This is a genomic window from Salipiger pallidus (assembly GCF_014643635.1).
GTDB lineage: Bacteria > Pseudomonadota > Alphaproteobacteria > Rhodobacterales > Rhodobacteraceae > Salipiger > Salipiger pallidus.
On record NZ_BMJV01000002.1, the window covers coordinates 160,054 to 174,525 of the forward strand.

A 14,472-nucleotide genomic window follows, 5' to 3' on the forward strand; every position below is an offset into this window, starting at 1 on the left:
CGGCTGATCGTTCACGGACTCTGACCTTTTTTGTATTGGTCATAATGTATCACCGCCGTAGCGGAAATCGAGACTTCAGATGGCGTTACTTCGCGTTTTGGCTGAATGTCGCCGGACCTGTCTTCAGCGCCTCGCGCAAGCGCGCTGCCTCGTGCGGTTCCGCACGCAGGGGGCTTCCGGGCAGGGCAGATGCGTGGATCAGAGCGGATTCGGCGCCCAGCAGAGCCTGACCCATAACCAGCCGCAGGGTGTGGCGTGCGGCGGGAGTCCCGGTGGCGGGGGCGGCGGCATCCAGCGTCACCAACAGGCCGCTGGCCTGCGCCCCCAGCGCGGCAAGCACTGCTGCCCGCGGGGCGCTGCGCCCGAGGCCCAGCGGCGCAAGGGCCAGCGTCAGCCGCGCGGCCCAGTCGGCGATGGCCTGCGCGCCATCCTCACCCGACGGCGGCGCGAGGTTCAGAGCCCGTGCGAGCTCCTCGCCCCCGGTGGCAACGCAAAGCATCTCGGCCTCGATGGCCCGCAACTCGTCGCGCAGCGCAAGCAGCCGCCAGCCGCAGGCGATTTCCTCTGCACCGGCATCGGCCAGCTGCTCGAGGAGCGGCGCCATCAGCGTGCCCAGCCGCGACAGGGCCTGCCGCAGCCGCAGCATGAGGGCGGTGTCCTCGATCTCGTCCGAGGTGCAGCCATGACCGAGGTGCTGAGCGTATTCAGGGGCCATCATCTCGGCCTTGAACGCGTCGATGAGCGCCGGGATCGCGGTGCCCTCGCGTGCGGCACCAAGGGCAAGGCCGCCGGGGTCGATCTGCAGCTCCATGGACGCGCGGTGGATCGCCTTGCCCGCCACCTCGGGGATCTCGCCCGCAGCGCCCTGCGCCTTGGCCAGCGCACCCAGCACGATCATCGCGGCGCGCACCTCGGCAGTGTCCGACAGCAGGCGGCTCAGCTCTCCCGGGGCGAAAAGCTTGTGCAGGGCGGCGCTGTCATGGGGCGTGGCGGTCATGCTGGTGTCCTGTGGCTGGGATGGCCCGCTATACGGTCTGCGCGGGCGTGGCGCCAGCGATCTTGTCCAGCAGCGCGGCAAGGCCCTCCGGATCCGACAGGAACGGCGAATGCGACCAATCCCGCTCATGCAGGTCCGCAAGCGGCAAGGCTCCGGCCATGCGGCGCTGGAACTCCGGCGGGATTGCCCCGTCCCGGCTGCACAGGATGTAGCTGCGGGGCAGGGCCTGCGCCTTTCCATGCAGCGTGACACGCTCTTCCTGTGGGGCGATCGGCTCGGGGCAGAGCCTTGCGATTGCGGCCTCGGCCACCGCATCGGAGCAATCGTTGTAAAAGATCTGCCGCCCCAGCTCCGGGTCGAAGCCGAACACCGGGCTGCCACGCTCGCGCCGGATGGCGGGCAGGAGCGGCTGGCTGTCCTGCGCCCGCCGCAGGGTGCCGACGCTGTCGCCATCCCCGGGCAGGTAGGCACAAAGATAGACCAGCCGTTCGAACCGTTCCGGCGCACTCTCGGCGGCAAGGGTCAGCGGCACCCCGGCCATGGAATGCCCCACGACGAGGGCAGGCTCGTCCAGCGCCCCGAGGATCGCGTCCGCGTAGTCGGCAAGCGTCACGGCCTCGGGGGGCGTGCCGTCGCCGTGGGCGGGCAGGTCGATGGCCGTGGCCTCATGGCCAAGCGCCTTGAGCGCCGCGATGGTGGCGTCCCAGCACCAGGCGGCATGGCAGGAGCCATGGATCAGCAGGAAGCGCGCCATCAGTGCACGTGCCCCGGCGTGCCGCAGCTGCCCGGCTGTTTCAGGTGGCCCTGCGCACCAAGGAAATCGGCCAGCAATGCCGCCATGGCCTCGGGCGTCTCCACCGGGGGCAAATGGCCTGCCTTGCGGATCAGCTCGAATCGCGCGCCGGGGACCAGCTCAACAGTTTCACGCACGAGGTCCGCCGGGGTAGATCCGTCCCGGCCGCCGGCAATGCCCAGCACCGGAAGGCGCAGGCCCGATGTTGGGGTCATGAAATCGGTGCCCGCGATGGCATGGCAGCAGCCAAGGTAGCCCTGCACTGACGTGCCCTCGAGGATCGCACGCCACCGCGAAAGCTCGGGTGTGGCGCGGAAGGCGGGCGAGAACCAGCGCTCCAGAGTCGCCTCCGAAAGCGCCGCGATGCCGCCTGCCTCGACCGCGGCGATGCGCTTGTCCCAGACCTCGCGGGTGGCGATCTTGCAGGCGGTGTTGGACAGAACCATCGCCCGCACGAGGTCGAGCCGCTTTGCCGCCAGTCCCTGCGCCACCATGCCGCCGATGGACAGGCCCACGAAGGCCGCGTCGCTGATCCCGCAATGCTCCATCAGCCGCTCTGCGTCGCGCACCAGCGTGCCCATGGCATAGGGCCCGCCGGGTGCGTCCGACAGCCCGTGCCCGCGCAGATCGTAGCGCAGCACACGCAGCCCCGGCGGCAGCAGAGCCACCATCTTGTCCCAAACCGTCAGGTCGGTCCCCAGCGCATGGGCGAAGACCACCGGCTCCCCGTCTTCGGGACCCTCGAGGCTGTAGTTCAGGCGAATGTCGCCAAGGTCGGCAATCGGCATGGAAATCCTCGTCTCGCGCTCTGGCGGCATCCTATCAACCAGCGCCGTTCCCGCAAACAGGAAGACCTGCGGACAGCAACGCGCTGAAACAGGAAGACCCGGAGGCATGGGCGGCCCCCGGGTCTTCTTCTCTTTCCAAATACGCCCGCCGGAGGCGTCCTGCCTCCGGCCACGGGCGCCAGGGATCAGGCGATCTCGACCAGCTCGATGGCGAAGGTCAGGTCTTTGCCCGCCAGCGGGTGGTTGGCGTCGAGGGTCACTTCGTTCTCGGTCACTTCCGCGACGGTGACCTGCATGGTCTCGCCGTTCGGGGTCTGCACCTGCAGCTGGGTGCCGAGATCGAGCGGGATGTGGTCGGGGATTTCGCCGCGCGGCACGTTCTGCTTGGCTTCGGCGTGGACCGGGCCGTAGGCTTCTTCGGGCTCGATCGCGACGGTCTTCTTCTCGCCGACTTCCATGCCGGGAATAGCCTTGTCGAGGCCCGGGATGATCTGGCCGGAACCGACCACGAACTCGAGCGGGTCGCGGCCCGCGCTCGAATCGAAGGTGGTGCCGTCGTTGAGGGTGCCGGTGTAGTGGATGCGTACGGTGTCGCCGCTCTTGACCTGGGTCATGGGATCTCCGTTGTCTGTATCTGTGTGGGGAGTTGTGAATTCACGAGGCCGCCTCATGCGGGTCCTCGTATCTGATCCCCTCCAACCTAGGGATTGTGCCCGCGGAATGCAAACACCCGGCTTTCCCGGGCCCAAAAGACGTGCAACGCTCCGCGCGAGGAGACCATTTCATGACCATCACCACCTGCATCTTCGACGCGTATGGCACCTTGCTTGACGTGAATTCCGCCGCCCGCAGCAAGGCGACCGAGCCGGGGCAGGACGCCTTGGCTGCCTGCTGGGAGCCGCTGTCCGGGGACTGGCGCCGCAAGCAGCTGGAATACACCTGGCTGCGGGCCATCACCGGGGATCATGTAGATTTCTGGCAGGTCACGGAAGATGCTCTGGACTGGTCGATGGAGCGCCACGGCCTTGCCGATCCGGTCCTGCGCGAAGATCTCCTGGCGCTCTACTGGCATCTGTCGCCATACCCGGAGGCCCCGAGGCTTCTGGCCACCCTCAAGGCCCGCGGGCTGCGCTGCGCCATCCTGTCGAACGGCAGCCCGGACATGCTGGCAGAGGCGGCAGAATCAGCGGGGCTTGCGGGGTTTCTCGATGGAATCCTGTCCGTGGAGGAAGTGGGGGTCTTCAAACCCGCCCGCGCGGTCTACGATCTCGTGGGGCAACGTTACGGAACCGAAGCCTCCGAGGTGCTGTTTGTCTCGTCCAACGGCTGGGATGCAGCGGGAGCGGCGGGCTATGGCTTCACGACAGCCTGGGTCAACCGCGACGGCCTGCCGCGCGACCGGCTTCCCGGCCGGCCACAGCATGAACTGACCGATCTCACCTCCATTCCGGAGCTTCTCTGATGCCGACATTCACCACCTCCGACGGCCTCGCGCTGCATTACACCGACGAGGGCTCCGGCCTGCCGCTGCTATGCCTTGCGGGTCTCACCCGTGACGGCAGCGATTTCGACTACGTGGCGCCACTGCTGGAGGGGGTGCGGCTTATCCGACTCGACTACCGGGGGCGGGGGCAGTCGGCGTGGGGCGATCACGCCACCTATACGATTCCCGTGGAAGGCCGCGACGCGGTCGAGCTTCTGGACCACCTCGGGCTGAAACAGGCGGCGGTGCTTGGCACCTCGCGGGGCGGGCTCATCGCCATGGTGCTGGCGGCGACGGTCAAGGACAGGCTGCTGGGCGTTGCGCTCAACGACATCGGCCCCGAGATCGCCGATGCCGGGCTCGATGTCATCAAGGGCTATCTCGGGCGCAACCCGGCGGTGAAGACGCTGGACGAGGCCGCGGTGCGGCGGGCCGAGGTGATGACCGCCTTCGAGGACGTTCCCATGGCGCGCTGGCGCGATGAGGTGGGCAAGTTCTACCGCGAGACCGAAGAGGGCCTCGTCATCACCTACGATCCGAAACTGCGCGAGGCGGTTCTCGGGGACGGGGACGATGCGGGCGCGCAGCCGGTGGCCGACATGTGGCCACTGTTCGACGCGCTGCGCGGACTGCCGCTCTGCGCCATCCGGGGGGCGAATTCGGACCTTCTGTCGCCGGAAACCTTCGCGCAGATGAAGGTGCGGCGGCCCGACATGATCGCCGCCGAAGTGCCCGGACGCGGGCACGTGCCGTTCCTCGACGAGCCTGCCTCGGTCGGGGCCCTCACGCGCTGGCTGAAGATGCTGCGCTGACGGCCCCGCCCAGGGGCAATTTTCTTGAAAAGAAAATTGGGCGGCGGCTCAGCCGTCGGTCGAGGGCACGAAGACGCGGGTCGGGTGAAGCTCGCCTGCCTTGAAGACGCCCACCGCCACCGCGCGACCGTCAAGCGAGGCCCAGGCTTCGTCGCCGTATTCCACGTCGCCGGGGATGACCATGCCGGGATTGCCGTTGCGCAGCCGCACCGCGCCCTCAGGGGTGCATCTGAGCTCGGTCACCTCGGACAGCCCGACCTCGAGCGGCAGGAGCTTCGAGTCAAGTTCGGGGGTCTTGGCCAGCGCGTCGATCTCCTCGAGGCTGATGCCGTCGCCGGCATCGAACGGCCCGGACCAGATGCGCCGCAGCTCTCGCACGTGGCCGTGGCAGCCAAGCGCCTCGCCAAGATCGCGCGCGATGGAGCGCACGTAGCCGCCCTTGCCGCAGGTCATCTCGAGTTCCACGTGGTCGGCGTCGGGGCGCCCGGTCAGCACCAGCTCCTCGACCCAGAGCGGGCGGGCGGCGATCTCCATTTCTTCCCCGTCGCGGGCGCGCTTGTACGCGCGTTCGCCATCGATCTTCACCGCTGAGAACTGCGGCGGCACTTGTTCGATATTGCCGACGAAGCGGTGCAGTGCTTCCTTGATCTCGTCATCCGAGGGGCGGATTTCCGAACTCGCGATGACTTCGCCCTCGGCATCGTCGGTGTTGGTGCGCTGGCCGAGCCGGACGGTAAAAGTGTAAGCTTTCAGCGCGTCGGTGATGTAAGGCACGGTCTTGGTGGCCTCGCCAAGCGCCACGGCCAGAACGCCGGTGGCGTCGGGGTCCAGCGTGCCCGCATGGCCGGCCTTCTTCGCATTCAGCGCCCAGCGGACCTTGTTCACCACCGAGGTCGAGGTGATGCCCGCCGGTTTGTCGACGATCAGCCAGCCGGAAATGTCGCGGCCCTTCTTGCGTGCCATGCCTTGATGCCTCTTTCGTGATAAGGCGCGCGAGGTAGCGCGGGGCGGTGCTGTTTGTCAATTGCCCTGCGCCGCGAGGGTCGAGACGTGGCAATCCGCGTATTTGAAAAGAGAAGAAGGGCGGTTGAGCGGCCCCTGCCATGGTCTGAAACGTGAAGCGGCGCCCCTAGGGACGCCGCCTTGGTCTGGCTGAAGGGGCGCGTCAGTCCCGCTTGCCTGCAAACCGGGTCTGCCAGTCTTCGCGCTCGTCGTCGGTGATCTTGCGGAAGGTCACGTCCGGTACCTCGAACACGTGGCCCGCGGGCAGCGTCTCCAGCGCGGCGCTCACGTCGTCGGGCCAGCTGTCGCCGTCCGTCTTCAGCGCCGCCAGAAGCTGGGCCGAGGCGTCCGGGATGAAGGGCGAGGAGATTACCGCGTAGAGCCGGATCATGTTGAGCGCGAGGCGGATCTGCCCGGCAGCGGCCTCGGGGTCGGTCTTGAAGGTCGACCACGGCGCGGCTTCCTGCAGGTACTCGTTTCCGAGCACCCAAGCGGCGCGCAGGGCGGTCGCGGACTTGCGGACCTCTGCCTGCGCCATGAAGCCTTCGTATTCGCGGATCTTCGCGGTGAGGTCCGCGATCAGCTGTTCCTCGCGGGCACCGAGGCTGCCGCCCTCGGGCACCACTTCGCCGAACTTGGAGCGGCAGAACTTGGTGACGCGCGAGGCGAAGTTGCCCAGAACGTCCGCAAGGTCCTTGTTCACGGAGGACTGGAAATTCTCCCAGGTGAATTCCGCGTCCGAGCTTTCCGGCGCATGGCTCAGCAGCCACCAGCGCCAGTAGTCGGCAGGCAGGATTTCCAAAGCCTGGTCCATGAACACGCCGCGCCCGCGCGAGGTGCTGAACTGGCCGCCGTCATAGTTGAGGTAGTTGAAGGACTTGATGAAATCCACGAGCTTCCAAGGCTCGCCCGAGCCAAGGATCGTGGCGGGGAAGCTGAGGGTGTGGAAAGGCACGTTGTCCTTGCCCATGAACTGGGTGTAGGTCACATCCTCCGCGCCTTTGTCGGTGCGCCACCAGCGCTCCCAGTCGGCCCCTTTGCCCGCATCGACCCACTCCTGCGAGCAGGCGATGTATTCGATGGGCGCGTCGAACCAGACGTAGAAGACCTTGCCTTCCATGCCCGGCCAGTCTTCGGTGCCCTTCTTGACGGGCACACCCCAATCAAGGTCACGGGTGATGCCGCGGTCCTGAAGGCCGTCGCCGTCATTGAGCCATTTCTTGGCGATCGAGGTGGTCAGGACGGGCCAGCCCTCGCGGGTGTCGATCCACTGCTCGAGCTGGTCCTTCATCCGGCTCTGGCAGAGGTAGAGGTGCTTGGTCTCGCGCATCTCGAGGTCGGTGGCGCCCGAGATCACCGAGCGCGGGTTGATGAGATCCACCGGGTCAAGCTGCTTGGTGCAGTTGTCGCACTGGTCGCCGCGCGCGTCTTCGAAGCCGCAGTTGGGGCAGGTGCCCTCGATGTAGCGGTCGGGCAGGTAGCGCCCGTCGGTGGGCGAGTACATCTGGGTTTCCGACACTTCGCGGATCAGCCCCTGATCGGCGAGAACCCCTGCGAAATGCTGGGTCAGCGACTGGTTCTGCTGGCTCGACGAGCGGCCGAAATGGTCGAAAGAAAGGCGGAAGCCCTCCGCGATCTTCGATTGCACCTCGTGCATCTCGGCGCAGTATTCGGCCACTGGCTTGCCGGCCTTGGCGGCGGCCAGCTCGGCCGGGGTGCCGTGTTCGTCGGTGGCGCAGAGGAATAGCACCTCGTCGCCGCGTGCTCGGTGGTAGCGGGCAAAGAGGTCAGCGGGCAGCTGAGACCCCACGAGATTGCCGAGGTGTTTGATACCGTTGATATACGGAATTGCCGAAGTGATGAGATGCCGTGCCATGTCGCGCCCTGTCCGTGCGGTTTGGCGCTGCTTTACCGGGTTTGGCCCAGCTCTTCCAGTGGGCAGGGGGCAACGGGTCTTTCGTGCCCCCTGCCAGGAGGTCATTGTGCGGTATAGCCGCCATCGACCAAGTGGTAAGAGCCGGTGATAAAGCTCGCTTCGTCCGACAGCAGGAAGGCGGTCAGGGCCGCGACTTCCTCGGCCTTGCCGAGGCGCTTGGTGGCATGGAGCTGCGCCAGCGCCTCGCGGGTGTCCGCATCCAGCGCGTTTTCCACCAGCGGGGTCGCGATGAAGCCCGGGCCCACCGCGTTTATGCGGATGTTGTCCGTGGCCGAGGACAGGGCGGCCGACTTGGTCAGGCCGACCACGCCGTGTTTTGCTGCCACGTAGGCGGGACTTTGTGCAAAGCCGACGCTGCCGAGGATCGAGGCCATGTTGACGATGGCACCGCCGCCCGCCTTCTTCATCTCGGGGATGGCGTAGCGCACGCCGTAGAAGACGCCGTTGAGGTTGATGTCGATGGTCTTGCGCCAGTCGTCGGGGTCGTAGTCTCCCGCCCCCGCGCTCTGGCCGCCGACGCCTGCGTTGTTGACCATGAGGTGCAGGCCGCCGGTGCGGGCCACGGTCTCCTCGATCAGCTTGCGGACCGAGGCCTCGTCAGCGGTATCCACCTCCAGCGCGATGGCGCCGGGCAGCTTGTCCGCCTGAGCCTGCGCCGCGTCCAACTTGAGGTCGGCCACGACGACTGTGGCGCCATCCTCGGCCAGCCGCTGGGCGATAGCAGCGCCGATGCCCGATGCGCCGCCAGTGACAATGGCCGTCTTTCCTTCGAATCGCGATGGCATGGCGGGTCTCCTTCGATGTTGTATCCGTGTCCTCTGGATGTGTGCCGTATTCATTCGCATACAATTGATAATTTGGAGCCTCCACCTTGTGCAGACATGCGCAGGGTCGCAGGTTTATGACGCTGCGGGGCTTGGCATTCCGGGCGCGCTCACTAGTTTGGCCGCAAACATTCCACGGAGACGACATATGAAGATGAACCCGCTTGGCCGGACCGGCATCACCGTGTCCGAGCTTTGCCTCGGCACCATGACCTTCGGCAACCAGACCCCGTCCGAGGATGGCCACGCGCAGATCGAGCGCGCCTTCGAGGCCGGCATCAATTTCATGGACACCGCCGAGATGTACCCGGTGAACCCGGTCCGCGCCGAGACCATCGGCCGCACCGAGGAGATCATCGGGGACTGGTTCGCCAAGACCGGCCGCCGCAGCGACTGGGTTCTGGCCACCAAGCACACCGGCGATTCGAAGTTCGTGCGGGACGGCGCGCCGATCAGCTCGGACACCATTCCGGGCACCATCGAAAGCTCGCTCAAGCGGCTGAAGACCGACGTGATTGACCTCTACCAGTTCCACTGGCCCAACCGCGGTTCTTACGCGTTCCGGCAGAACTGGCGGTTTGACCCGTCGCAGCAGGACCGCGAAGCGACCATCCAGCACATGCATGACGCGCTGGGGGCACTGTCGCGCGAGGTGGAACGCGGGACGATCCGGGCCTTCGGCCTGTCCAACGACAGTGCATGGGGCACCGCCCAGTGGCTGCGCATCGCCGAGGAAACCGGCGGGCCACGCGTGGCGTCGATCCAGAACGAGTACTCGCTGCTCTACCGCATGGCAGACACCGATCTTGCCGAACTGATGGTGAACGAGGATGTGGGCCTCTTGCCCTATTCGCCGCTGGCCGCCGGTCTGCTGACGGGCAAGTACCAGAACGGTGCGGTGCCGGAGGGGTCGCGCATGTCGTTGAACGGTGATCTGGGCGGGCGCAAGACCGACCGCGCCTTTGTCGCCGTGGACGCCTACCTTGCGCTGGCCGAAGAGTTCGGAATGGACCCCGCGCAGATGGCGCTGGCGTGGTCGGCGCGGCGGCCCTTTGTGGCGTCGTCGATCCTTGGCGCAACCACGGTTGGCCAGCTCGATCATCTGCTGGGGGCTGTGGATCTGGAGCTTTCGGACGAGCTGCTGGAGCGCATTGACGCACTCCACCGCGAGCATCCCCTACCGTACTGATGCGACGGGCTGCGCCGCCTGGCTTGGTGGCGCAGCCCTGCTCCGGGCCCTTGGTTGGTTTCAGGGCTGCGGATGCCTGCTCCCCAGCCCGAGAGGCCGCAGGCCTCCTGCCGCTGTATCAAGGCGGCGAGGTCCGGCCCCGAGGTAGCGCGCAAGCGTTGGGGCCGCTTTCGGACCGCGGGACGGTCGGGGCTGGTCCACCAGATCCCAGAATAGATGGCCGGTACGATGTCTGGGGGGCCAGCTCCCCAGACCGCAGGTTAGCTGGGGGCCAGCCCCCAGACCCCCCGGACGTATTTTCAAAGAGAAGAAGCACAGGGCTGCGCCCATGTCGAAGGGACGCGCGGTCCGGTGGTGGTCTCCGGGGCCCTTGCGCTTTTGCTTCGGGCCGTTACTCGGCGGCGATGCCGTCGGTGAACTGCAAGCGGGCGAGGCGAGCGTAGAGGCCACCCTGCGCTACCAGCGCATCGTGGGTGCCGGTGGCAACGATGCGGCCCTCTTCCATGACCACGATGCGGTCGGCCTTTTTCACGGTGGCCAGGCGGTGAGCGACGATGATCGTGGTGCGCCCTTCGGCCAGCCGGTCCACGGCGGCCTGCACCAGCCGTTCGCTCTCCGCGTCCAGTGCCGAGGTCGCCTCGTCCAGCAGCAGTACCGGCGCGTCGCGCAGGATGGCGCGGGCGATGGCGATGCGCTGTTTCTGGCCGCCCGACAGCATCACGCCGCGTTCGCCGAGATAGGTGTCATAGCCATCGGGGAGATTGGTGATGAAGTCATGGGCGGCGGCGTCACGGGCAGCCTGCTCGATTGCCGTGTCAGTGGCATCGGGACGACCGAAGCGGATGTTCTCGCGGGCGGTGGCGGCGAAGATCACAGGATCCTGTGGCACTAGCGCGATATGCTTGCGGAAGGCATCACGGGCCATGTCCGGCAGTGGCGTTCCGTCGAGGCTGAGCGTTCCTGAAAGCGGGTCGTAGAAGCGCTGGATCAGCTGCACGATGGTGGTCTTGCCGGCGCCCGACGGGCCGACGAGGGCCACGGTTTCGCCCGGCTCGATGGCCAGGCTGACCTCGTCGAGGGCCGAGATGCCGGGTCGCGAGGGGTAGGCGAAGCTGACCTTGTCCAGCGCGATGCGCCCGCGCACCGGGGTGGCAAGGGCCAGCGGCGCGTCTGGGTCAACCACCGGGTCGGTGGTGTGGAGAAGCTCGATCAGCCGTTCGGTGGCGCCGGCGGCGCGCTGCAGTTCGCCGAAGATCTCCGAGAGGGCGGCGACGGCACCGGCGACCATGACCGAGTAGATCACGAACTGCACCAGTGCGCCCGCGCTCATGTCGCCCGCGCGCACGTCCCATGCGCCCATCCAGAGCACGCCGACCACGCCGGTGAAGACAAGGAAGATAACGATGGCCGTCATCGCCGAGCGCACCCAGATGCGGCGCAGGGCGACGGTGTAGCTTTGTTCGGTCACCTCGCCGAAGGCGCTGCGCGAGATGTCCTCGTGGGTGAAGGCCTGCACGGTCTGCACCGCCATCAGCGCCTCGGAGGCGTTGGCCGAGGATTGCGCGATCCAGTCCTGGTTCTCGCGGCTGAGTTTGCGCAGGCGGCGGCCCAGCGTCATGATCGGCACGACCACGGCGGGGACCACCAGCAGCACGAGGCCGGTGAGCTTGGCCGAGGTCAGCAGCATCAGCACCAGCCCGCCGGACATCATCAGAACGTTGCGCAGGGCGATGGACACCGAAGAGCCGATCACCGACTGGATCAACGTGGTGTCCGTGGTGATGCGACTGAGCACCTCGCCGGTCATGACCTTCTCGTAGAACACCGGCGACAGGCCGATGACCCGGTCAAACACCGCCTTGCGAATGTCCGCCACCACCCGTTCGCCCAGCCGTGTCACCAGCGCGTAGCGCATGGCGGTGCCCACGGCGAGCAGCGCGGCAATGGCCAGCGCGGCTAGGAAATAGCGGTCCAGCAGCGCGCCGTCCTCGACGCTGAAGTTGTCCACGACCCGGCGCACGGCCAGCGGCAGGGCCAGCGACACGGCGGCGGTGGCCATCAGCGCCAGCAGCGCCGCGAACATCATGCCGCGATAAGGGCGCATGAAGGGCCAGAGCGCGCCGAGCGAGCCAAGTTTGCGGGACTTGCCACGCTCTTCGGCGATGGCGGTTGCCGGGTTGCCGTGTGCCATTGCCTCTCCTTCAGATGTGGCAGGGGTGTAATGACAGCCTCTGCTCAGGAATCAAGACATCCCTTGGCACAACAGCGTCGTAGCGGGCCGGAATGCCGCGCCCGATGCCATGCCTGTGCAGGCTAAGCAGACTGTTCTGCCGCGGTGCCTGTCGTGGCGGGTGGGGCGCCTAGGACAAGCGAGGCTTGTCCCGCGGTGCGGATATGCCGGGACGTCGATGCCGGGGAAACATGGAGCGGGCGACGGGAATCGAACCCGTATCTCTTGCTTGGAAGGCAAGGGTCTTACCATTACACAACGCCCGCGCCGTGTGCGGGGAGAGGTAAATCATGGGCCGCGGACGGTCAAGCCGGTTCTTCCGCCGTGCTGCCGCCCGGACGCGGTACGTGCAGAAGAATGCATGTGTCCAGTGGCCGGATCGGCGCCGGGGATACGTGGCCAGTCGCCAGCGGGCTGCGATGCGGGCGGGAAGGCGCACAGGCCGTTTTGCAAGGCGCTGGAGGGTGCGCAGGGGGACCGGCAGGCAAGGATTAGCAGGGACGCCCGAAAGATCAGTCCACCGCATCCTCGAACGCTTCGCGCAGGCGCGAGCCCTCGGGCGGGGCGCGGCGGATATTGCGGTCCATGTCGAGCACGTACCCGATGATCGCCGCGACCGCCTCCCAGTGCTCCACCGGGATCTCTCGGTCAATCTCGGCCACGTCGTGCAGGGCGCGGGCGAGGGGGCGATTCTCGATCATCGGGATCTCGTGTTCTGCGGCCAGCTTGCGGATGCGCGCGGCGATGAAATCGGTGCCCTTGGCAAGGCAGACCGGGGCCATGTCATGGCCGCTCTCATATTTGAGGGCGACGGCGTAATGTGTGGGGTTGGTCAGGATCACCGTGGCGCGGGGCACGGCGGTGGCGATGCGCTGGCGGGCCCGTTCTCGGCGCAGGGCATTGCGGCGGGCGCGGATATGGGGATCGCCCTCGGTGTCCTTGTTCTCGTCCTTGATCTCCTTGAGAGACATGCGCTGCTTGCGCCTGTGGTCGTAGCGCTTCCAAAGGATGTCGGCGATGGCGACCACCGCAACCATGACCAGCACGTAGATCAGCATCCGCGCCGCTTCGGCCCGCACGTAATCCGCCAGCATCTCGGGCAGGATGCCCTGCGCCTGCCAGATCCGGCGCACCGCATGCCAGCTGACGTAGCCGGCGATGATGCCAACCACGATCACCTTGGTGACGCTCTTGAGGAACTCCACGAAGCTTGCGGCAGAGAACATGCGCTTCAGCCCCGCCACTGGCGAGATCTTGGACCACTTGGGCCGCAGCCGTTCCGCGGCCACCACCACCTCGCCCTGAAGCGCGGCCCCGGCCAGAGCGCCCAGCACCATGAGCACCACCAGAGGGGCCAGCAGCAGAACGACCCCGCGCAGCAGTTCGCGCGTGAGCGTGCCCAGATCGCGCAGGCCGGTGGCGTCGCTGCCCACGGTCAGCTGGCCCGCCGTCTCGAATACCCCGCGCAGCAGGCCCGACAGCGGCCCGGCGGTGGCAGGCAGAACGAAGACCGCAATGACGAACAGCGCCAGCATGGTCATCAGCGTGCCGCCCTCGCGGGATGAGGCGACATCGCCTTTCTCGCGGGCCTGCCTGAGCCGTCGTTCTGTCGGCTCTTCGGTCTTGTTGTCCTTGTCTTCGCCTTCGTCTGCCATGGCTCAGAACACCATGGCGCGCAGCCAGTCCGCCAGCCGTTCGGCGAACTCGCGCAGCATCATCGGGGCCGCGACGCCCAGCATCAGCAGCCCGCCCGCGATGAGCAGGGGCGCTGCGACGAAGAACACCGGCAGGGTGGGCATCATCCGCGCCGCAAGACCCATCCCGAGGTTGACCAGCACCCCCATCACGAAGAACGGCGCGGCCACGGACAGCCCGATGTAGAAGCTTTGCCCGACGGCGGTGACGATCTGCTGGGCAAGATCCCCGGCAAGGATCTGCCCCTGCGGGAAAATGCGGTAGCTCTCGACCATGGCGCTGATCATGAGGTGGTGCAGGTCGGTGGCAAAGATCACAGCAACCGCCCCCAGCATCAGCCCGGTCGAGATCAGCGTAGAGCCCTGGAACGACCCCATGTCCGGGGCAAAGGCGTTGGACAGCCCCGAGATCATGCCGATCTGCGCCCCGGCAAACTCGAGCCCGGTGAGCAGGATGCGCGCGGTCAGGCCGATCCACACACCAAGGGTCAGCTCGATCCCGAAGGCGGCCAGCAGCATTCCCGGCTGTTCAAGCCGGGCGGGCCCCACCGGCAGGACCGGGTAGAAGGCCAGCGTCATGAGGATGGCAAGCGCCAGCCTGTGGCGCACCGGGATCACCGTTTCGCCAAGCGCGGGCATGTACATGATGATGCCGCCCAGCCGGGCAAAGACCAGCGCGTGGCCGAGGAACTGCCCGGTAAGAAGCGCCGAGAGATCCATTACC

13 protein-coding genes and 1 tRNA gene are annotated in these 14,472 nt (G+C 66.9%); 3 read left to right on the plus strand and 11 right to left on the minus strand.

Annotation, left to right across the window (positions count from 1 at the left end):
- Positions 1 to 85 precede the first annotated feature (85 nt).
- From IEX41_RS06455 to IEX41_RS06470, 4 genes are all read right to left on the minus strand, one after another.
- Positions 86 to 997 carry a lyase family protein gene (locus IEX41_RS06455; protein WP_188789418.1) on the minus strand — a complete coding sequence of 304 codons (912 nt, stop codon included), beginning with the start codon at positions 995 to 997 and terminating at the stop codon, positions 86 to 88.
- A 28-nt stretch (positions 998 to 1,025) separates the two neighbouring features.
- Entirely contained in the window at positions 1,026 to 1,751 is a 726-nt protein-coding gene (locus tag IEX41_RS06460) for an alpha/beta fold hydrolase (protein WP_188789419.1), read from the minus strand.
- Entirely contained in the window at positions 1,751 to 2,578 is an 828-nt protein-coding gene (gene pcaD, locus IEX41_RS06465; RefSeq protein ID WP_188789420.1) for a 3-oxoadipate enol-lactonase, read from the minus strand. The genes IEX41_RS06460 and pcaD overlap by 1 nt, the downstream gene beginning before the upstream one ends.
- 185 nt (positions 2,579 to 2,763) lie before the next feature.
- The gene (locus tag IEX41_RS06470) at positions 2,764 to 3,192 is read right to left on the minus strand and encodes an FKBP-type peptidyl-prolyl cis-trans isomerase (RefSeq protein ID WP_188789421.1); all 429 of its coding nucleotides are present in this window, start codon (positions 3,190 to 3,192) and stop codon (positions 2,764 to 2,766) included.
- Between the two features lie 170 nt (positions 3,193 to 3,362).
- Here IEX41_RS06470 and IEX41_RS06475 point away from each other — a divergent pair, with 170 nt between their 5' ends.
- Positions 3,363 to 4,040 (plus strand): haloacid dehalogenase type II, encoded by a 678-nt coding sequence (locus IEX41_RS06475; RefSeq protein ID WP_188789422.1) that lies wholly within the window; start codon positions 3,363 to 3,365, stop codon positions 4,038 to 4,040.
- The gene (locus tag IEX41_RS06480; protein ID WP_188789423.1) at positions 4,040 to 4,873 is read left to right on the plus strand and encodes an alpha/beta fold hydrolase; all 834 of its coding nucleotides are present in this window, start codon (positions 4,040 to 4,042) and stop codon (positions 4,871 to 4,873) included. The genes IEX41_RS06475 and IEX41_RS06480 overlap by 1 nt, the downstream gene beginning before the upstream one ends.
- Before the next feature lie 48 nt (positions 4,874 to 4,921).
- Here the strand turns inward: IEX41_RS06480 and truB are convergent, their stop codons facing one another.
- From truB to IEX41_RS06495, 3 genes are all read right to left on the minus strand, one after another.
- Positions 4,922 to 5,836 (minus strand): tRNA pseudouridine(55) synthase TruB, encoded by a 915-nt coding sequence (gene truB / locus IEX41_RS06485; protein WP_188789424.1) that lies wholly within the window; start codon positions 5,834 to 5,836, stop codon positions 4,922 to 4,924.
- A 202-nt stretch (positions 5,837 to 6,038) separates the two neighbouring features.
- A complete protein-coding gene (gene metG / locus IEX41_RS06490) occupies positions 6,039 to 7,751 on the minus strand; it encodes a methionine--tRNA ligase (RefSeq protein ID WP_188789425.1) in 1,713 nt (570 codons plus the stop codon).
- Positions 7,752 to 7,852: 101 nt separating this feature from the next.
- Positions 7,853 to 8,596 carry an SDR family NAD(P)-dependent oxidoreductase gene (locus tag IEX41_RS06495; RefSeq protein WP_188789426.1) on the minus strand — a complete coding sequence of 248 codons (744 nt, stop codon included), beginning with the start codon at positions 8,594 to 8,596 and terminating at the stop codon, positions 7,853 to 7,855.
- A gap of 187 nt (positions 8,597 to 8,783) precedes the next feature.
- Between IEX41_RS06495 and IEX41_RS06500 the strand changes: the two genes are divergently transcribed.
- Positions 8,784 to 9,824: an aldo/keto reductase gene (locus tag IEX41_RS06500; RefSeq protein ID WP_188789427.1), complete on the plus strand. Its 1,041-nt coding sequence runs from the start codon at positions 8,784 to 8,786 to the stop codon at positions 9,822 to 9,824.
- Positions 9,825 to 10,215: 391 nt separating this feature from the next.
- On the opposite strand, the gene IEX41_RS06505 is transcribed toward IEX41_RS06500, so the two are convergent.
- From IEX41_RS06505 to IEX41_RS06520, 4 genes are all read right to left on the minus strand, one after another.
- The gene (locus IEX41_RS06505) at positions 10,216 to 12,015 is read right to left on the minus strand and encodes an ABC transporter transmembrane domain-containing protein (protein ID WP_188789428.1); all 1,800 of its coding nucleotides are present in this window, start codon (positions 12,013 to 12,015) and stop codon (positions 10,216 to 10,218) included.
- 231 nt (positions 12,016 to 12,246) lie between these two features.
- Positions 12,247 to 12,320 (minus strand) — tRNA-Gly (locus IEX41_RS06510).
- A 246-nt stretch (positions 12,321 to 12,566) separates the two neighbouring features.
- Positions 12,567 to 13,709: a flagellar biosynthesis protein FlhB gene (gene flhB, locus IEX41_RS06515; protein ID WP_188789429.1), complete on the minus strand. Its 1,143-nt coding sequence runs from the start codon at positions 13,707 to 13,709 to the stop codon at positions 12,567 to 12,569.
- A 3-nt stretch (positions 13,710 to 13,712) separates the two neighbouring features.
- Entirely contained in the window at positions 13,713 to 14,468 is a 756-nt protein-coding gene (locus IEX41_RS06520) for a flagellar biosynthetic protein FliR (RefSeq protein WP_188789430.1), read from the minus strand.
- Between the last annotated feature and the right edge of the window lie 4 nt (positions 14,469 to 14,472).

Bases quoted from the DNA above. Each gene is read 5' to 3' on its own strand.
- truB (WP_188789424.1), bottom strand. From the start codon at position 5,836: ATGGCACGCAAGAAGGGCCGCGACATTTCCGGCTGGCTGATCGTCGAC.
- IEX41_RS06470 (WP_188789421.1), bottom strand. From the start codon at position 3,192: ATGACCCAGGTCAAGAGCGGCGACACCGTACGCATCCACTACACCGGC.
- flhB (WP_188789429.1), bottom strand. From the start codon at position 13,709: ATGGCAGACGAAGGCGAAGACAAGGACAACAAGACCGAAGAGCCGACA.
- IEX41_RS06520 (WP_188789430.1), bottom strand. From the start codon at position 14,468: ATGGATCTCTCGGCGCTTCTTACCGGGCAGTTCCTCGGCCACGCGCTG.
- IEX41_RS06505 (WP_188789428.1), bottom strand. From the start codon at position 12,015: ATGGCACACGGCAACCCGGCAACCGCCATCGCCGAAGAGCGTGGCAAG.
- IEX41_RS06460 (WP_188789419.1), bottom strand. From the start codon at position 1,751: ATGGCGCGCTTCCTGCTGATCCATGGCTCCTGCCATGCCGCCTGGTGC.
- pcaD (WP_188789420.1), bottom strand. From the start codon at position 2,578: ATGCCGATTGCCGACCTTGGCGACATTCGCCTGAACTACAGCCTCGAG.
- IEX41_RS06495 (WP_188789426.1), bottom strand. From the start codon at position 8,596: ATGCCATCGCGATTCGAAGGAAAGACGGCCATTGTCACTGGCGGCGCA.
- IEX41_RS06475 (WP_188789422.1), top strand. From the start codon at position 3,363: ATGACCATCACCACCTGCATCTTCGACGCGTATGGCACCTTGCTTGAC.
- IEX41_RS06480 (WP_188789423.1), top strand. From the start codon at position 4,040: ATGCCGACATTCACCACCTCCGACGGCCTCGCGCTGCATTACACCGAC.
- IEX41_RS06500 (WP_188789427.1), top strand. From the start codon at position 8,784: ATGAAGATGAACCCGCTTGGCCGGACCGGCATCACCGTGTCCGAGCTT.
- IEX41_RS06455 (WP_188789418.1), bottom strand. From the start codon at position 997: ATGACCGCCACGCCCCATGACAGCGCCGCCCTGCACAAGCTTTTCGCC.
- metG (WP_188789425.1), bottom strand. From the start codon at position 7,751: ATGGCACGGCATCTCATCACTTCGGCAATTCCGTATATCAACGGTATC.